Genomic DNA, 17,584 nt, shown 5'->3' on the forward strand with positions numbered 1-17,584 from the left:
AGGGTCAGTTACACAAAATTGAAGTTTTATTTTGCTGCCAGCCAGGCAGTTAAATCTGCCATCACCGGAGCAAACTTCTCGTTAAGTGGCGCGCCACCTTGTGCCAAGTCAGGTTTACCACCACCTTTACCACCCAGCTCGGTTGCCAGATGTTTGATGATGTCACCCGCTTTTATAGATGCAGTAAAGTCTTTTGCTACAGATGCGATCAAGCTCACCTTGTCACCCTCTACACCTGCAAGCACAATGACTGCATTTTCTAATTTTGATTTCACACCGTCATGCAGGTTGCGTAGTGCTTTCGCATCCATATTTTCAACGGTTGTAATCAAGGTTGCACGACCTGCAATGGTTTGAACTTGGCTTAGAAGTTCACCGGCTTGCAGGCTAGCAAGTTTCTGATTCAGTTGTTCGATCTGTTTTTGCAAGCCAGAGGCAGTATCAACTAACGCTTCAACTTTTTCTAAAGTCTGGTCTTTTTGCGCTTTGAGCAAACCGTTAATCGTATTGATGTCACGATCGGCTTTTTGTGCAACTTCAACTGCTTTGGTGCCTGTCACTGCTTCAATACGACGTATACCTGCTGCAACACCACCTTCAGAAGTGATCTTGAACAGACCGATGTCACCGGTACGTTTTACGTGAATACCACCGCAAAGCTCGATGGAGAAATTTTTCTCTTCAATCACTGACCCCATTGACAATACACGGACTTCGTCACCGTATTTTTCGCCGAACAGCATCATCGCACCTTTGGCTTTGGCAGATTCAATATCCAGCAGTTCAGTAGAAACAGCCGTATTGGCAATTACTTCAGCATTGACCAGACGTTCAATTTCTTGCAGCTGTTCAAAGCTAACCGGTTGATCATTGGCAAAGTCAAAACGTAACACATCAGATGCGACCAATGAACCCTTTTGTTGTACATGTGAGCCCAGAATTTGACGCAGCGCAGCATGTAACAAGTGAGTCGCAGAGTGGTTGCGCGCAGTTGCTGCACGGATGTCTGCTTTCACAGTCGCTTCAACAGATTGGGTTGCTTTTAAGCTACCCATGGTCACGATGCCTTGGTGTACAAATGCACCACCAGATTTTTTCGTGTCCTGAACTTCGAAAATCCCGGTATCGTTTTTGAAAATCCCTGTATCACCGATTTGACCACCGCTTTCTGCATAGAAAGGAGTCTGGTTGAGTACGATTAAAGCTTCGTCGCCTTCAACGACTTCATCTACTTGCTCGCCATCTTTATAGATTGCGATGATTTGGCCTTCGCCTGCAGTTGCATCATAACCATCAAATTGAGTTTCGCCTTCAACTTTGACAACACTGTTGTAGTCGATTGCGAATTTGCCTGCATCACGCGCACGTTGACGCTGTGCTGCCATTTCAACTTCAAAGCCAGCTTCATCAATCGTTAATTCACGTTCACGTGCGATATCCGCAGTTAAGTCCGTCGGGAAACCGTAAGTGTCGTAAAGTTTGAAAACCACTTCACCCGGAATCACAGAACCTTTTAATTGTGCCAATTCGCCTTCAAGCAATTTCAAACCTTGCTCAAGTGTTTTGGCAAATTGTTCTTCTTCTTTGAGCAGTTGAGCTTCGATACGTGCTTGTTGTGCTGCAAGTTCTGGATATGCTTCGCCCATCACTTCAATAAGCGGCTGCAACATTTTATGGAAGAATGAACCGGTCGCACCCAGTTTGTTACCGTGACGCACTGCACGGCGGATGATACGACGCAGTACATAACCACGACCTTCATTTGATGGATTTACGCCATCAGCAATCAGGAATGAACATGAACGTGCATGGTCAGCAACCACTTTAAGTGAAGCAGGGTATTGTACAGGTGTGCCTTTTTCAGCCGCTTCAGCTTCAAGTGCAGTAGTATCCAGACCAATGATCTCAGCCGCAGATTTGAGTAAGTGCTGGAACAAATCGATTTCGTAGTTTGAGTTGACATGCTGTAAAACTGCAGAAATACGCTCAAGACCCATACCAGTATCTACAGAAGGCGCTGGAAGCGGATGAAGTACGCCATCACTCGTGCGGTTAAACTGCATGAAAACGTTGTTCCAGATTTCAATGAAACGGTCGCCATCTTCTTCAGGTGTGCCCGGCAGGCCACCCCAGATGTGATCGCCATGGTCAAAGAAAATTTCAGAACATGGGCCGCAAGGACCTGTGTCGCCCATCGCCCAGAAGTTATCTGATGCGTATTGACCACCTTTGTTGTCACCAATACGGATAATGCGAGATGCATCTAGGCCGATTTCTTTGTTCCAGATGTCGAATGCTTCGTCATCGGTATGATAAACAGTGGCATAAAGCTTATCTTTAGGTAGCGCTAACCAGTCATCGCCCGTCAAAAAATCCCAGGCAAATTTGATCGCATCACGTTTGAAGTAATCACCAAATGAAAAGTTACCTAACATTTCAAAGAAGGTATGGTGACGCGCGGTATAACCGACATTATCCAAGTCGTTGTGTTTACCACCTGCACGTACGCATTTTTGTGATGATACGGCACGGACATAATCGCGTTTTTCTAGACCTAAGAAGCAATCTTTAAACTGGTTCATACCCGCATTGGTGAACAGTAAAGTTGGATCATTGGCGGGTACTAGTGAACTCGACGCGACACGTGTATGCCCTTGCGATTCAAAGTAACGCAAAAATGCTTCACGAATTTCAGCTGATGTCATAAAACGAGTACTCACAACCAAGTCACTCCATAATTTCCGATTTGGCTAAAACACCACAGTCTGACAAGCACATGAGAGCTCTGCTGCAATGCGGGGCTTAAAAATTTAAAACGCCAAATTATAACGGAAAAAGCGGTATGCACCAATCATTTTAAAACCAATTGCCAAGGAATTATTGACTCGGGTTTAGTGCTGAATTCATAAAATGAATTTTCTATTCAGAACAATTCGGTTATATCCATCTATTTACACAGCATCAGAATTTTAAAAGATCTGAATACTGGGCGATGTATCAGAAATAAAATAATCGAAAATCAATATTTTCACTGAAGTTTTTCATGTACTGCGCAAGAAATCCTTTAACATAGAGGAGTTTTAAAATAGGCATATAAAAGGTTGAGTCATGCAACGAGTGGCAATCAATGGATTTGGGCGTATTGGACGTAATGTATTGCGTGCCTGGTTTGAAAATCCGAAAGATTTTAAATTTGAAATCGTTGCCATTAACGATATTGCTGATGTTGAAACCTTAATTCATCTGTTTAAATATGACTCAACCCATGGCCGTTTTCCGGGACAGGTAGACGTCAGCTATGATGCCGAACATATTTATCTGCATCTCAGCTATCAGGATGCCAGCTTAAAAGTTCAGGTTTTATGTGAAGCCAACCCGGCGCAGCTTCCCTGGCAAAAACTTGAAATAGATGTGGTGCTGGAATGTACCGGGCTGTTCCGTTCCCGTGAAGCTGCGACCCAGCATATTGAGGCAGGGGCGAAACGGGTGATTATTGGAGCAGCACCCTTTGATACTGTCGATGCTGCGATTGTGTATGGTGTCAATCATCACGAAGTTAAAGCCACCGACCAGATCATTTCCAGTGTGTCCTGTACCACTCAGGCCCTAGTACCGCTGGTCAAAATCCTCGATGATGCTTTTGGCATCAGCAGTGCGTTAATGACCGAAATCCATGCGGTGACCGCAGATCAATCTGTGCTGGATCAGGCGCATCGCGATTTGCGTCGTGCACGGGCAGCAGGACACAATATTATTCCCACCACATCCAGTGCGCTGGGTGCATTAAAGCGGGTTATGCCAAAAATGGAAGATCGGATTGACGGTTATTCAATTCGGGTGCCGACCATTAATGTCGCAGCAATTGACCTGACCTTTGTTTCCCAGTCACCGATTACCGATCACAAACTGAATGAAGTGTTAATTAAGGCTGCGCGACAGGATTTTGCCGAAATCATGTCAGTGACGGATGAACCTTTGGTGTCGAGTGATTTTAATCATTCCCCTTATTCCTTGATCGTTGATCTGACCCAAACCCTAGTGGTGGGGCAACAGGCCAAGGTCTTTGCCTGGTATGACAATGAATGGGGTTATGCCAACCGCTTGCTGGATTTATGTGAATCTTTTCATTAAGTTTGACTTTGCTAAGCCTAAAAAGTGCCGATATACGGTGCTTTTTTTGCTTTAAACATTCTTGATATGCGTTGTTTTAATAGAATTTGCGCGTAATTGATCGAAAAGCAGCGTGAGTGCTTGAATTATTTGCATCATCTGCATGATTTTTCGTTAAGATAAAGCCAATAAAATGAAATAAGAGCAAGCATATGATGGTGGTTTGGGGATTTATTATACTGCTCACATTGGCAGTGATTTTTCTAATCTGGCTGCAGTTCAATCAGAATGATGGTTCAGGTGTCGTGGAGGGCGTGCCGGTAGAAGAGAAAGTCGCGCATCTGGAAGAAAATTTAAAAAAGACCCTGGAAATCATGCAGGACTTGGCTAAAAAAATGCATGTACAGCAGGAAGTGCTGGATCAGACTACAACCAAACTGCAGCAGGTCGAGTTGCAAAATGCAGAGCTGGTCAGCCTGCTCACCAAGGTCGTAGACCCACAGAAATAAACAGAATCCCTTTAGAAATCATATAAAGAATTCTGTTTGAGGGCTAGACGAGAAGAGTTCTTAAGACGGCTGCAGACACCATGCTGATGGCAACTGTGGGGAGCAAGCCAAAACGCGTAGCGGCGAACAGCGTTAAAGCCAAAGCGATCAGATCTGCAGGGTTGTCGCGTACAAAATACGGTGCGATGACTGAAATCAGCACGCAGCCGGGGACTACTTCCAGAATTTTACGCTGGCGCTGTGTCAGCGGTTTGTTTTTTAATAAGACATAGCCCAAGATCCGGGTTAAATAGGTGGTCGCAGCAATCAGCAGGATGGCCAGCAATGTACTCATCTCAATCATGCTTCCTCCTCACCAATCAAGAAAAAAGCAGACACAATGCCGGCTAGGGCACCCATCGGCACGTACCAGCCCGCAGGTAAATATAAATAAGCCAAAGCCGCACAGACTAAACTGACCAGCCATGGCCGGGCAGCCTCAAAACCTTTCCACATGCTTCGCATCAACACCAGAAATACAGCAGGAAAGGCCATATCAAAGCCCCAGCGGTTGATATCGCCTAAAACAGGTCCAAGCATCGCGCCCAGTGTGGTAAAACCGACCCACATCAGATAAAGACAGAAACATAAACCGGCATAGTAGGGCATGCTAAAAGCAGCCCGATAACCCTGCTGGGCCTGCTTTCTTTGCGCATCCGCCAGACTTAAGGCCCAGCTTTCATCAACCATAAAAAACAGGGCCGGCAATACTTTGCGATTCGGGAGATGTTTTAAATACGAAACTAGGCTTGCACCCATCAGCAAATGCCGGCTATTCACCAAAAAGGTAATAAACAGCAGCATGAACAAATTGGGTGGACTGGTCCAGACTTCCAAAATGGCAAATTCAGAACCGCCGGCAAAATTGAGTCCAGTCAGCAAAGGCACTTCCAGCACACTGAAATTTTTCTGAATCGCAGTCGCACCTAGCACCAAAGCAAAGGGAATAATTCCTAAAAGCATAGGAATAGAATCTTTCATGCCGCGCTGAAATTCGCTGAAATCTGTATGTGCGAGCGCGGGCGTGCTGCTTTGTCTGAGCAAAAGCATGTCAGTGACCTGAGGACTTAATATTGAGCCGTATTTTATAGCGATAATCAGGCTATTTGCTGTTGTAGTGCATGCAATTTAAATTTGATTTGGAATTAAATTGCGCTAAATTGGCTTCAAGGAGTTTTAAATACTAAAGTAACAAGATGGATCAAATTGATAAACGCATTTTGCATGAACTGCAAAAGAACGGAAAATTGCAAAATAATGAACTGGCACAATTAATTGGCTTGTCGCCGTCACCCTGTTTAAGACGGGTGAAACAGCTGGAAGATGATGGTGTGATTGAGCAGTATGTCGCGCTGCTGAATCCGCAAAAGGTCAATCTGGCAATGAGTGTATTTGCACGGGTTTGGCTTAAATCTCAAGAAGCTGCCGTGGTCGATCAATTTGTTGAAGCCATCAAGGAGATGCCGGAAGTGGTGGAATGCCAGTTAATGGCGGGGGATTGTGATTTCTTTTTAAGAATTGTAGTGGCCGATCTGGATGCCTATCGTAAATTTCAGATTCATCATTTGACTCAAATTCCCTGCATCCAAAGTGTAAAAACCGAAATTCCATTGCAAACGGTAAAAAGCACCACCGCATTGCCATTGGTCTAAAATGATTTTTTGTTTATAGCGCGTGCTGGTCATACACGATAAAACGCTGATAGTTGACGCAATTGTGGCTCATTGCATAAGAGAGTAAAAATTATAAAATTTTGCGATGCACAGCCAAAACTATCGTGTTAGACTAGGAGAAATCGGGTGTGCTCCCGATTTTTTTATGCGGATTCGTTCCGCGCTGACAAGAATTTAGGTTTACAACATGCCCATTTCAGAGACATGGTTATTACCTGATGGTGTAGCTGATGTATTACCAGAACAAGCGCAAGTCATTGAAAGTTTGCGCCGTAAATCACTGGATTTCCTTGCATCTCGAGGTTATCAGTTGGTGTACACGCCATTCATTGAATACATCGAATCTCTCTCTTCTCTCTCAGAATCGAATCAAGATTTAGACTTAGCCACTTTTAAAGTCATCGATCAGCTTTCTGGTCGTTTGCTTGGTGTGCGTGCCGATATGACACCACAAGTGGCGCGTATTGATGCACATGTACATCCAGTGGAAGGTGTGGCGCGTTACTGCTATGCAGGTACCGTTCTGCATACCAAACCACGCGGTTTTAATACCTCGCGTGCGCCTTTGCAGTTAGGCGCCGAACTGTTTGGTTCAGACAGCATCGATGCCGATGTAGAAATGGTCGATTTAATGATCAGTCTGATTCAGGAAACAGGTCTGGCAGACGGAATCCATCTGGACTTAGGTCATGTCGGCTTATTCCGCAGTCTGGTGGCTCAAGCAGGTTTGAACAAAGTTGCTGAACGTAAACTGTCTGATTTATACCAACGTAAGGCCTTGCCAGAGTTGGAAGAATTTACGGCAGAACTGAAATTTGGTCAGGACTTTTATGCACTGGGCCGCTATGCCAGCGATCTGGACGCATTACAGGCAAATTTAAGTGCTGAAGTGTTGGCGAATCCAGCCTTCAAGCAAGCTTTTGATGCCTTACAAATTACCAAAGATCAAGTTCAAGCCCGTTGGCCAAACTTGAGTATTGGTATTGATGTGGTTGAATTACGTTCATACCATTATCATACTGGCCTGATGTATGCGGTCTATGCACCGAACCGTGCAGCTGCACTGGCACAAGGCGGCCGTTATGATGGCATTGGTGAACATTTTGGTCGTGCGCGTCCGGCAACCGGTTTCTCTTGTGACTTATATGCTTTAAGCGCAGGTCAGTTTGACGCAGTACAGGTTGTGGTTGCACCTAAAGGCACTGATGCAGAACTTCTGAATGCGATTCAGAACATTCGTGCACAAGGCTTAAGTGTAATTCAGTTACTGGGTAATGATGATTTAAACTCGATTCCATATGCGACGCACCAGCTGGTGAATGCGAATGGTGAGTGGACAGTCAAAACGATTTAACTGCTTGGCTCAGTGTTCATGTCGCTGAGCGGGGCTTTCAACTTTAACAGCATGATGTAATGAGGCTATTATGGGCAAGAATGTTGTGGTACTTGGTACCCAATGGGGCGACGAAGGTAAAGGTAAAATCGTCGACCTGCTCACAGATCAAGCGGCAGCGGTAGTTCGTTATCAAGGCGGACATAACGCAGGTCACACTCTTGTGGTTGGTGGTAAGAAAACTGTCTTACACCTCATTCCATCAGGTATTTTACGTGAAAACGTATTGTGCTTAATTGGTAACGGTGTTGTTCTTTCTCCTGAAGCGCTCATCAAAGAGATGGATATTCTTGAAAAAGAAGGCGTTCCTGTTAAAGAACGTTTACGCATTTCTCCAAACTGTCCATTGATTCTTCCGAACCACATCGCACTTGATCAGGCGCGTGAGAAAAAACGTGGTAATGCGAAGATTGGTACGACAGGTCGTGGTATCGGTCCTGCATACGAAGACAAAGTAGCGCGTCGCGCAGTACGTGTTGCTGACCTGGTACGTGGTGGTGAACATCTTACTGCTCAGTTAACTGAACTTCTGGACTACCATAACTTCCAGCTGACTGAATACTACGGTGTTGAAGCAGTTAAACTGGAAGATGTGCTGGCGCTTTGCGACGAATGGCGTAAAGTTGTTGCTCCACTGGTTGTGGATGTGACCACTGAATTGCATAACTACCGTAAAAACGGTGACAACATCATGTTCGAAGGCGCGCAAGGTTCACTTCTTGACGTTGACCACGGTACATATCCGTATGTAACTTCTTCGAATACAACTGCTGGTGGCGTAAGCTCTGGTTCAGGCCTGGGTCCTTTGCATCTTGACTATGTACTGGGTATTACTAAAGCGTACACAACGCGTGTAGGTGCAGGTCCATTCCCAACTGAGTTGGTGTATGACGCTGCAAATGACACGGGTGATGCAATTGGTAAACACCTGGGTACCATTGGTAATGAGTTTGGTGCGTCTACTGGCCGTCAACGTCGTTGTGGCTGGTTCGATGCTGAAATTCTACGCCGTTCAGTTGACGTAAACTCACTTTCTGGTATTTGCCTGACTAAACTTGACGTTCTTGACGGTTTGGAAGAAGTGAAAATTTGTGTGGGTTATGAAGCTGCAGATTCTGGTTGTGTCGGTTCTTCTGATGCGCTTGCATTCGAAACTTTAAAACCGATTTACGAAACTATGCCAGGCTGGTCTGAGTCAACTTTCGGTGCGAAATCACTGGATCAGTTGCCAGAAGCTGCATTGAACTATGTAAAACGTCTTGAGCAATTGATTGAATGTCCAATCGACATCATTTCAACAGGTCCAGACCGTGAAGAAACCATTGTTCTTCGTCACCCGTTTGATGCTTAATCTTCATTTGATTAAAGCTTGAATGATAAAAACCCATCTCCGGATGGGTTTTTTTATATCCTGAATTTATGCAGCTATTTCAAGACTAAAGTTGCATCGGTAATACTACGTGATGTGCTTTAACATAGCGGTATATAAAGAAAGAAAAATGAGCAGCAGGATGCAAAAAAATATATCGGCGACTATGTTTTATTCATTGTTATTCGCGATGGGCGGGGCGCCAACAATTGCCATGATGATTATTCGCGCGCAAACCCAAAATCCTGAGGTGATTTATGCGGCGCTGATTGGTCTGAGTGTCATTATCGCCTGTATATTAGTGCCTATTATTTTATTGCAAAACGCCTATTTATTTTTTAAACGTAAAGATGAAATTCTGGAACAAAAAATAAAACCCTTAAGTCAGGTTTATCTGGGCTTGAACATTATCTGTCTGATTTATTGGCTGGCGATACAGTACTTGGCTTAAAAATTACAGAATTTATAAGAAGATGGAGTAATTAAGCGTTTAGCTCCTGTATGCTTTCACTTATAATTTTTACAATGTAAATTAAGCTTGGGCTAAGGTAGAGTTGATTATAATGAAGAATAAATTTTTATTGGGTATGGCGGCTGCCGCAGTCGTGACATTGTCGGGTTGTACCACTATTGCGGATATTGCCGGGGCTGATTCTGCGACCTTAAATGCATCTGCGACACAAAGCTATAATGCTATGGTGACTGATGCCAGAAATAAAGGTCAACTGGACACCAGTTCAGCGACCTATAAACGTATTAATACCGTATTTAACCGTTTAAAGCCGATTGCGAACCAAATGAACCAGACTGGTACAGCATTCCAGTGGCAATTGGCTGTGCTCAAGTCCGATCAGGTTAATGCCTTTGTTGCACCGGGTGGTAAAGTGGTATTTTATACCGGTATTGTGAATAAGCTGAATCTGACCGATGCTGAAATTGCAGCAATTATGGGTCATGAAATGGTACATGCCTTAGAAGAGCATTCTAAGCAGAAAATTGGTGCCCAGGCGCTCACCGACCTGGCTTTAGGCATTGGTCTTAATGCAGCTGGTGTGGGCCAGGGTGGCGCAGCAGCAGCGCAATTAGGAAGTCAGATCGGGATTGGCCTGCCATACTCGCGTAATCTGGAAAGCCGTGCTGACCAGGGTGGCTTGATGCTGATGGCACGTGCAGGTTATAACCCGAATGCAGCGATTACCTTGTGGGAAAAAATGAACAAACTCGGTGGCAGCAATGGCGCAACCTTCCTGTCTACGCATCCATCGAACAGCCAGCGTATTGGACAAATGCGTCAACAGTTACCAGCAGCCATGCAGATTTATAATCAACGCAAATAATCCAGCGATTATTCTCTAAAGGGATCTCTTGATCGGATTGAAACAGCAGGGCCATGGTCCTGCTTTTTTATTCTCCATTTTAAAATGAATATTTTGGCGGCAATAAAAAAGGCAAAGTTTTCACTTTGCCTTTTTTACACTCGATCAGAAGATCTTAGTGCTGGTGACCACCTGCACCGTGTACATGACCGTGATCTAATTCTTCTTGAGAAGCTTCACGAATCGATACAATTTCAACTTCGAAAGTCAGGTCTTGACCAGCAAGCGGGAAGTTCGCATCTACAACAACATTGTCGCCTTCAACTGCTTTAACAGTTACGATTTGCACGCCGTCATCAGTTTGAGCTTGGAACTGCATACCTGCTTGAATGTTGTCTACGCCTTGGAACATTTGCGCAGGAACTTCTTGTACGAGGTCAGGGTTATATTCGCCATAACCTTCAGCAGCAGGAACATTAACAGTGAATTTTTCACCCACAGTTTTGCCTTCTAACGCGTTTTCTAAACCTGGGATGATGTTACCTGCACCGTGCAAATAGGCAAGTGGTTCACCTTGAGATTGGTCGAGAGTTTCACCCTCTGCGTTAGTCAATGTGTAGTGGAAAGAAACCACGAGGTTATTTGCAATAGCAGTCATGTGAATTGATCCATTCAATTTTTTAAGGGTACATCATAAAGTGAAATTGCATTTTTGTAGACTAAAATTAGCAAAAAAACGCAATTTGACAATTTTATTGACGATTTTTTCATTGATTGGGCCAAATTCTGGAATTTCAATGCAATTTCAGCTTTGGAGAGATTTTTCGTGTAACTAAATCTTTTGCAGTCAAAATACCGGCATGGGCATAACCATGAATGGTCACCTGATGAATCCGGTATAAAGAGACATACATTGTTTTGGCGACAAAGCCTTGCACATTGACCTGACCCAGCAATTCCCCCACAGCTTTATTCTGACTTAAGGAAATCAGGGAGCCCTTGTCAGAAAATTTAAACATCGGCAAATAGCTATCTCCATTGACATGGGCTTTTAAAGCATTGGCCAGAAAGCTGGCTTGCTGGCTGGCCACTTGAGCACGCGGCCCTAATACCGGTTGATCTGCCGCAGGCTGGCAATGCGCACAATCACCAAATGCAAAAATACTTGGATCAGATTTGGTTTGCAGCGTGGCATAAACTTTGAGCCGATGAATATGGTCTTTTTCTATATCGTCGAGTTGTGCCAAGACTTCCGGTGCTTTGATCCCTGCAGCCCAGACTTTGATTTCAGCATCCAGACTGGAACCATCGGCAAAATAAATCTTGTCTTCATCGACCTTGACCACTCGATGACTGGTCAAGACTTCAATACCGAACTGTTCTAACTGTTTCATGGTATTTGCAGCAACTTTAGGCGAGAGTGCAGTCAGAATACGATCCGCGGCTTCAATCAAGGTGATTTTGACTTTGTTGGGATCGACCTTGTTTAAGCCATATTGAAAGAAATTCTGTTTGGCTTCTACCAGCTCCGCTGCCAGTTCTACCCCAGTCGCACCGGCACCAATAATAGCAATATTCAGCTCACGGCTTGAAGTCTCATGTTGAGCATTTAAATACAGGTGCAGCAGATCCTGCTGAAAGATATCTGCCTGCTGACGGCTGTCGAGAAAATGACAGAACTGTTTGACCCCTTCGGTATTAAAGTCATTTGAGGTTGAACCTAAAGCCAGTACCAGTGTGTCATAGCCAATACGCTGATTTTTCTTGGGCTCACTTTTTTTAGAGAAATATTCTGTTTCGACGATGATCTGTTTCGCTTCGCGATCCAGACCGGTGAATGTCCCCAAAACAAATTCATAATGATGCGCGGCAGAATGGGCAAAATAATTGGTTTCTTGCTGATGTGGATTTAAGGTACCTGCGGCGACTTCATGTAGCAGCGGTTTCCAGAGATGTGTCAGTTTTTGATCAATCAAAATAATCTGGGCTTTGCCGTTTTTACCCAGGCTATCACCCAATTGTGTCGCCAGTTCCAGACCACCAGCGCCACCACCCACAATCACGATTTTATGTACTGTCATGCGTTCTTAACCTGTTTATTTTTTTAATAAAAATAAGAGAAATAGAGAGAAAATATACTATGGCATGTGCTAAATCGCGTCTTGATTAAAATTGTTATACACATTACAAAACGTAGCAATTCTGTGAGAGCGGGTAATAATTGCTGCGTTTCGGGCAGGGTGCCTCATTTGGGATAGATCATGAATCAGCTAGAAGGCTACATCAGCGCTTCTAGCTTAAAGAATTACTTGATATTGAGAGGATTATTGATCTAGAGGATACAGTTTTACGCCGGGTGTTGAGTCTGAAAAGAAACTGAATAAACCTTGCAGCCAGCTAAAGAACTTCTGCAACGGGTTGGCTTCTTCAATTTCGACATGATCTTCAATTTGAATGGTGCGAATTAACTGATTATTTTGATAAATCTGAATCGTGGCCAAAGGCATCATGCTGGCTAAAGGCGCAATGAGTTCAGATGCCTTCATTTCAACATTGATATGGGTCTGGGTTTCCTGAAGTGGCTCGATACTTTTTAAAGCGCCATCACCTGTATTTAGCATGACGCGCTGATGGGCCTGATCAAACTGATTCAGGTCAATGCTATAGCTCTGATCATAAAGCGAGGTAGTAATAATCTGCGGCTGCTTGGTTTGCACTTTAAACATTTTTAAAGTGGATTTAATCACAGGCAACTCAGCCAACAGTTGCTGATCTTTGATCGCGACTTCATTGCGGGTATAGGTATAAGCCAGATTCATCAGTTTATGCGATATCTCAGCGCGCTTTGTGGCGCTTTTAGTGCCTAGCACTACCACAATCAGACGGCGCTTCGGCATTTCAAAGTCTGCTGTAACACGATTGGCTGTCAGCGCCAGGTTATAACCGGCCGCACGGGTAAAACCGGTTTTTAAACCATCTACGCTTGGGTCGACCTGAAGTACACGGTTGGTGGCACGATGGAAATGCTGGTTATAAGTGAAACTTGGCTGTTTGGAATAATACAGATAATCCGGGGTTTCATTCACCACCGCCATAGAGAGTCGGGCCAAATCGGCAGCAGTCGAATAATGCTCGGGCATGGTAATGCCGGCCGGATTCTGGAAATTGCTATGCTGCATGCCCAGTGCTTTGGCTTCCTGATTCATCCGCTCTACAAACTGGGGAACACTCCCCGAGATTTTCTCAGCCAGCGTCAACGCTGCATCATTGGCAGACATGATAATCAAACCCGCCAGAAGCTGATCGACTGTAATCAGATCACCTTCTTTCAGATACATCTGTGACTCATCCCACATGACATTTTTAACCACAGATGTGGCAGTTAAAACTTCATTTTTATCTAATTTTCCGGCCTCAATTTCCTTTAAGGCAATATAAGCCACCATCATTTTGGTCAGCGAAGCCGGCGCACGTTGCACATCGGCATTGTGTTCTGCAATGACTTGACCAGACTGTGAATCCAGAATAGTCCAGGCTTCAGCTTCAACGCTTTCAGGCAGAATATTGAGTAAGGCAGCATGTGAAAATGCAGAAATAAATAAGCTGAATACCGCAATCAGTGAGATGATGTATTTCAAGGATGTTCCTTAATAACCCGTCGGGCGTTGAACGATTAAATTTTCAGGCATGCTATGCCTTTTTTATACAGATAGCTAGTCGTAAATGTAGACAAATAAGACAGCTAAACCATCTTGGCTTAAAAAATGCTAAGCTAAGCTATACCTCATTTATTTTCATTTTATATCGCCCATTATGTTGCATTATCAAATCGAATTTGACGATTATCGTCAGCACCTTATTCACGTGACTGTTCGCTTTCTGGCAGACCCGACGCAGATCTTATCATTACCGACCTGGATTCCGGGAAGTTATTTGATTCGAGAGTTTTCCAAACACATTGAGGCGGTCAAAGCTTATGATGAAGATGGACGTCAACTGCAAATCCAGAAATTTGAAAAGAACAAATGGCGTTTATTCAATACCGATCATGAGCTGATTACGGTTGAATATGATGTCTATGCCTACGACCTGTCTGTTCGTGGTGCATATGTGGATCAAAACCGTCTCTATGTCAACCCGGCCTGTGCATGCTTGGGGCTAGAAGGTCAGGAAAATAAAGAGATTGAATTAGAAATCTTCCTGCCAGATGAGTTAAAGCATTTCCAACTGGCAACCGGCATGCAATCCAAAAGTCTGGTCAAGGGCCGTTTCACCCTGAAAGCCAAAAACTATGCTGAATTGATTGATGCACCGTTTGAACTGGCAGAGCAAACCCGTTTCAGTTTTGAAGCGAATGGTATTCCGCATGAGTTTGTGGTGTCCGGCAAGCATGCGATGAATGCAGCACGTATGCAGCAGGACATTGAGAAAATCTGTAGCACAGAAATCTCCATGTTCGGTTCAGCGCCATTTGCTGACTATACTTTTATGACCATGGCAACCGGAAATAGTTATGGTGGTCTGGAACATCCAAACTCGACCAGCCTGATTTCACCGCGCGATGACTTGCCGAAGGCCAATGAGCCTGAAGAACCTTCCAAAGATTATCAGCGTTTCCTCGGCCTATGTAGCCATGAATATTTCCATTCTTGGTTGGTGAAATTTATTCGCCCTGAAAATTTTGTCAATTATGATTTGAACCGTGAAGGCTATACGTCTTTGCTGTGGATCTTTGAAGGCTTCACTTCTTATTATGATGATTTGATTTTGCTACGCAGTGGCGTGATTAATCAGGAATCATATATCAGCTTGTTAAAAGCGCAGATTGATCGTTACTTGCAGAATCCAGGTCGTGCGATTCAGTCGGTGTCTGAATCCAGTTTTGATGCCTGGGTGAAATTCTACCGTCAGGATGAAAATTCGAATAATGCCGGCACCAGCTATTACAACAAAGGTTGTTTGGTTGCATTGTGCCTAGACTTAGGTTTGCGTTTACGCGGTTCAAGTCTGGATGCCTTGATGCGCCGTTTGTATGAAAATGCACAAAAGGGTGTTCAGGTACATGAGCGGACGATCTTTGAATTATGCAAAGAGCTGACCGGTGATGATTGGTCAGAGCAGATTAATCACTTGATTAATACCACAGATGAATTGCCACTGGATCAGTTATTGCCTGAGTTTGGTATCGGTTATAACCTGAAAAATGACAAGTCATTGCCTTTTGGTTTAAAACTGGTAGATAAGCCGGAAGGTGTACTGGTTCAGTCGGCGCGTCGTGATAGTACTGCTGTAGTAGCTGGCCTTTCTGCCAATGATGTGATTATTGCCGTTGATGGTTTAAAAGCAATGACGAAGTTAATGGAAAGTTATGCAAAACAGGAAGGTGTTTATACCATGCATGCTTTCCGTCGCGATGAGCTAATGAGTTTTGACGTTCAGGCAGGTGGTTCTGAACTGACCGAAGTTGAACTGAAAATTGAAGATCAGACTAAAGCTGAAAAGTGGTTGAAAGCTTAATTAAATTTCAAACTTTAAAAACCGATGCTTAGGCATCGGTTTTTTATTGCATCAAGTTTTGAAAATTATCTGATGATCAGTCGAGACGTACCGCGGAACTCTGCCACAATTTGATCATGCTGATTTATCACCTGAATATCGTAAATTCCGCTACGGCCACTGCTGGCCCTATGTTCTGCTACAGCAGTCAATGTATCGCCAAGAACTCCTGATTTTAAATAATGAATTCCACAATGCTGACCAACAGCCGGATGTTCACCTGTATTACAGGCAATGGCAAATGCCGCATCTGCAAGCGCGAAAATCACTGCGCCGTTACAGGTCTTGTGACCCTGTAAATGTTGTTCAGTGACTTTCAGCGAAATTTTTGCGTGATTGTGACTATAAGCAACAAGGTGTGCACCAAGATGCTGGATTAATCGATCCTGATTAAACATCTGGTTGACTTGCTGATCCATTGCAAAGCTCCTTGTTTGAGATACGTTTTATTTTTAAATTCATTTAATATGAGTTATGAATAGCATTCCAGCACAAGAATAACAAGTAAAAGAATAAGGCCCAATAAGATGGGCCTTAAGTGAAAGAGCTTAGTTACCGCGATAAGTCGAATAACCATAAGAGCTCAATAACAGTGGAATATGATAATGTTCTAAAGCGCCATCAATCATAAAGACCACCGGTACTTCAGGGAAGAATGTCCGCTGATTATTGGCCTTAAACCAGTCACCCGTTTTAAAGGTCACTTTATAAATACCCTTTTGCAGATTGGTATCTTTTGGATATAGCTCTTTAATACGGCCATTCTGATCTGTTTTAGCTTCATTGAGCTTGACCCATTTCTCACCTTGCTGTGCTTCCAAAGTAACTGCAATATTTGCGGAAGGTAAACCTGTTTCCTGATTCAGAACATGCACACTAAGTGGATTCTGTGCAAAGGAAAGCGTGGCTGCGGTGCTTGCAAAGGTTGCTAGCAGGATTTTTTTCATGTTGTATTCCTCAGTAGATGGATGAAGTAATATTGAATAAAAGAAACCAATAAGACTTATTTAAATAGATTAAAGCTGTTTTAAAGTGCTTTGAATGCCGCTATTGGCACATTGATGATCCTGTTCCGAACCGCCTGCACCCGCAACACCTACAGCACCTAAAATATGATTCTGGTACATAACAGGTACACCGCCGCCCAGTAACAGCAGTTCAGGCAAACTATTCAGGTTCTGTGCGTCCGGATTGTTCTGGGCATTGCGCATAAAATCCAGCGTACTGGTTTTCGTTGAATACGCGGTAAAGGCCTTGCGTTCTGCTGCGATCAGGTTGTGAATGCCGACAGATTCATGGCGTTGACTAGCCAGCAGATTACCACCCTGATCCAGAACCACGACTGCTGCGGGCTTGGCCTGTTTCTGGCAGGCCAACATGACATTGCTGGCCATAAGCTTTGCTGCTTCTAGCGACATGACTGGTGCTGTTTTTAATTCTGCATGTGCCAGTGAGCTGAGTAGTAATGAGCTGCTGAACAAGGCTAGGGTTGTTTTGGCGATTGAATTTTTCATACTTGTCATTCATGCAATTGAATACTGTTGCTATTGTAGAAAGAAATACGCCAGTGCAGCATGACAATCAGATTACCAATTTGTAATCTAGGCATAGCTAAAAAC

At 44.0% G+C, this 17,584-nt stretch carries 17 protein-coding genes; 8 read left to right on the forward strand and 9 right to left on the reverse strand.

From position 1 onward, the window contains the following. Positions 1 to 26 precede the first annotated feature (26 nt). Positions 27 to 2,720, reverse strand: a complete 2,694-nt coding sequence (gene alaS / locus FTU82_RS01905) for an alanine--tRNA ligase (RefSeq protein ID WP_180085444.1) — start codon at positions 2,718 to 2,720, stop codon at positions 27 to 29. A 388-nt stretch (positions 2,721 to 3,108) separates the two neighbouring features. Between alaS and gap the strand changes: the two genes are divergently transcribed. Both gap and FTU82_RS01915 read left to right on the forward strand, forming a co-directional pair. Then, complete coding sequence (gene gap / locus FTU82_RS01910) at positions 3,109 to 4,131, forward strand: type I glyceraldehyde-3-phosphate dehydrogenase (protein WP_180085446.1); 1,023 nt, start codon at positions 3,109 to 3,111, stop codon at positions 4,129 to 4,131. 191 nt (positions 4,132 to 4,322) lie between these two features. Further along, positions 4,323 to 4,619, forward strand: coding sequence for a hypothetical protein (locus tag FTU82_RS01915; RefSeq protein WP_180072276.1), 297 nt, complete (start codon positions 4,323 to 4,325; stop codon positions 4,617 to 4,619). 43 nt (positions 4,620 to 4,662) lie between these two features. On the opposite strand, the gene FTU82_RS01920 is transcribed toward FTU82_RS01915, so the two are convergent. Next, the gene (locus FTU82_RS01920) at positions 4,663 to 4,962 is read right to left on the reverse strand and encodes an AzlD family protein (RefSeq protein WP_180085448.1); all 300 of its coding nucleotides are present in this window, start codon (positions 4,960 to 4,962) and stop codon (positions 4,663 to 4,665) included. After that, positions 4,959 to 5,708 carry an AzlC family ABC transporter permease gene (locus tag FTU82_RS01925; protein ID WP_180085450.1) on the reverse strand — a complete coding sequence of 250 codons (750 nt, stop codon included), beginning with the start codon at positions 5,706 to 5,708 and terminating at the stop codon, positions 4,959 to 4,961. The genes FTU82_RS01920 and FTU82_RS01925 overlap by 4 nt, the downstream gene beginning before the upstream one ends. A gap of 146 nt (positions 5,709 to 5,854) precedes the next feature. On the opposite strand from FTU82_RS01925, the gene FTU82_RS01930 reads away from it, so the two are divergent. From FTU82_RS01930 to FTU82_RS01950, 5 genes are all read left to right on the forward strand, one after another. Beyond that, positions 5,855 to 6,310 carry an Lrp/AsnC family transcriptional regulator gene (locus tag FTU82_RS01930; RefSeq protein ID WP_004645552.1) on the forward strand — a complete coding sequence of 152 codons (456 nt, stop codon included), beginning with the start codon at positions 5,855 to 5,857 and terminating at the stop codon, positions 6,308 to 6,310. Positions 6,311 to 6,518: 208 nt separating this feature from the next. Beyond that, positions 6,519 to 7,685, forward strand: coding sequence for an ATP phosphoribosyltransferase regulatory subunit (locus FTU82_RS01935; RefSeq protein WP_180001311.1), 1,167 nt, complete (start codon positions 6,519 to 6,521; stop codon positions 7,683 to 7,685). Between the two features lie 70 nt (positions 7,686 to 7,755). Further along, positions 7,756 to 9,075, forward strand: a complete 1,320-nt coding sequence (locus FTU82_RS01940) for an adenylosuccinate synthase (protein WP_004278963.1) — start codon at positions 7,756 to 7,758, stop codon at positions 9,073 to 9,075. Between the two features lie 160 nt (positions 9,076 to 9,235). Continuing rightward, complete coding sequence (locus FTU82_RS01945) at positions 9,236 to 9,544, forward strand: hypothetical protein (protein WP_100355850.1); 309 nt, start codon at positions 9,236 to 9,238, stop codon at positions 9,542 to 9,544. Positions 9,545 to 9,656: 112 nt separating this feature from the next. Next, complete coding sequence (locus FTU82_RS01950) at positions 9,657 to 10,430, forward strand: M48 family metallopeptidase (RefSeq protein WP_180001310.1); 774 nt, start codon at positions 9,657 to 9,659, stop codon at positions 10,428 to 10,430. Positions 10,431 to 10,584: 154 nt separating this feature from the next. Here the strand turns inward: FTU82_RS01950 and slyD are convergent, their stop codons facing one another. The 3 genes from slyD to FTU82_RS01965 all read right to left on the reverse strand — a co-directional run bounded on the left by slyD (position 10,585) and on the right by FTU82_RS01965 (position 14,047). After that, positions 10,585 to 11,067: a peptidylprolyl isomerase gene (slyD, locus tag FTU82_RS01955; RefSeq protein WP_005097432.1), complete on the reverse strand. Its 483-nt coding sequence runs from the start codon at positions 11,065 to 11,067 to the stop codon at positions 10,585 to 10,587. 136 nt (positions 11,068 to 11,203) lie between these two features. Beyond that, entirely contained in the window at positions 11,204 to 12,490 is a 1,287-nt protein-coding gene (locus tag FTU82_RS01960) for an NAD(P)/FAD-dependent oxidoreductase (RefSeq protein WP_180001309.1), read from the reverse strand. A 243-nt stretch (positions 12,491 to 12,733) separates the two neighbouring features. After that, the gene (locus FTU82_RS01965) at positions 12,734 to 14,047 is read right to left on the reverse strand and encodes a D-alanyl-D-alanine carboxypeptidase PBP6B (RefSeq protein WP_005170266.1); all 1,314 of its coding nucleotides are present in this window, start codon (positions 14,045 to 14,047) and stop codon (positions 12,734 to 12,736) included. Positions 14,048 to 14,222: 175 nt separating this feature from the next. On the opposite strand from FTU82_RS01965, the gene FTU82_RS01970 reads away from it, so the two are divergent. Continuing rightward, complete coding sequence (locus FTU82_RS01970) at positions 14,223 to 15,926, forward strand: M61 family metallopeptidase (RefSeq protein WP_180100983.1); 1,704 nt, start codon at positions 14,223 to 14,225, stop codon at positions 15,924 to 15,926. A 65-nt stretch (positions 15,927 to 15,991) separates the two neighbouring features. On the opposite strand, the gene paaI is transcribed toward FTU82_RS01970, so the two are convergent. From paaI to FTU82_RS01985, 3 genes are all read right to left on the reverse strand, one after another. Next, the gene (gene paaI, locus FTU82_RS01975) at positions 15,992 to 16,384 is read right to left on the reverse strand and encodes a hydroxyphenylacetyl-CoA thioesterase PaaI (RefSeq protein ID WP_074383292.1); all 393 of its coding nucleotides are present in this window, start codon (positions 16,382 to 16,384) and stop codon (positions 15,992 to 15,994) included. Between the two features lie 129 nt (positions 16,385 to 16,513). Further along, positions 16,514 to 16,912, reverse strand: a complete 399-nt coding sequence (uraH, locus tag FTU82_RS01980) for a hydroxyisourate hydrolase (protein WP_180001307.1) — start codon at positions 16,910 to 16,912, stop codon at positions 16,514 to 16,516. A 69-nt stretch (positions 16,913 to 16,981) separates the two neighbouring features. Next, the gene (locus tag FTU82_RS01985; protein ID WP_100355845.1) at positions 16,982 to 17,479 is read right to left on the reverse strand and encodes a heme-binding protein; all 498 of its coding nucleotides are present in this window, start codon (positions 17,477 to 17,479) and stop codon (positions 16,982 to 16,984) included. Between the last annotated feature and the right edge of the window lie 105 nt (positions 17,480 to 17,584).

The sequence above is a fragment of the Acinetobacter sp. YH12151 genome (assembly GCF_013418355.1).
In the GTDB taxonomy this organism is placed as follows: domain Bacteria; phylum Pseudomonadota; class Gammaproteobacteria; order Pseudomonadales; family Moraxellaceae; genus Acinetobacter; species Acinetobacter pseudolwoffii.

Bases quoted from the DNA above. Each gene is read 5' to 3' on its own strand.
- gap (WP_180085446.1), top strand. From the start codon at position 3,109: ATGCAACGAGTGGCAATCAATGGATTTGGGCGTATTGGACGTAATGTA.
- FTU82_RS01915 (WP_180072276.1), top strand. From the start codon at position 4,323: ATGATGGTGGTTTGGGGATTTATTATACTGCTCACATTGGCAGTGATT.
- FTU82_RS01920 (WP_180085448.1), bottom strand. From the start codon at position 4,962: ATGATTGAGATGAGTACATTGCTGGCCATCCTGCTGATTGCTGCGACC.
- FTU82_RS01925 (WP_180085450.1), bottom strand. From the start codon at position 5,708: ATGCTTTTGCTCAGACAAAGCAGCACGCCCGCGCTCGCACATACAGAT.
- FTU82_RS01930 (WP_004645552.1), top strand. From the start codon at position 5,855: ATGGATCAAATTGATAAACGCATTTTGCATGAACTGCAAAAGAACGGA.
- FTU82_RS01935 (WP_180001311.1), top strand. From the start codon at position 6,519: ATGCCCATTTCAGAGACATGGTTATTACCTGATGGTGTAGCTGATGTA.
- FTU82_RS01940 (WP_004278963.1), top strand. From the start codon at position 7,756: ATGGGCAAGAATGTTGTGGTACTTGGTACCCAATGGGGCGACGAAGGT.
- FTU82_RS01945 (WP_100355850.1), top strand. From the start codon at position 9,236: ATGCAAAAAAATATATCGGCGACTATGTTTTATTCATTGTTATTCGCG.
- FTU82_RS01950 (WP_180001310.1), top strand. From the start codon at position 9,657: ATGAAGAATAAATTTTTATTGGGTATGGCGGCTGCCGCAGTCGTGACA.
- slyD (WP_005097432.1), bottom strand. From the start codon at position 11,067: ATGACTGCTATTGCAAATAACCTCGTGGTTTCTTTCCACTACACATTG.
- FTU82_RS01960 (WP_180001309.1), bottom strand. From the start codon at position 12,490: ATGACAGTACATAAAATCGTGATTGTGGGTGGTGGCGCTGGTGGTCTG.
- FTU82_RS01970 (WP_180100983.1), top strand. From the start codon at position 14,223: ATGTTGCATTATCAAATCGAATTTGACGATTATCGTCAGCACCTTATT.
- paaI (WP_074383292.1), bottom strand. From the start codon at position 16,384: ATGGATCAGCAAGTCAACCAGATGTTTAATCAGGATCGATTAATCCAG.
- uraH (WP_180001307.1), bottom strand. From the start codon at position 16,912: ATGAAAAAAATCCTGCTAGCAACCTTTGCAAGCACCGCAGCCACGCTT.
- FTU82_RS01985 (WP_100355845.1), bottom strand. From the start codon at position 17,479: ATGAAAAATTCAATCGCCAAAACAACCCTAGCCTTGTTCAGCAGCTCA.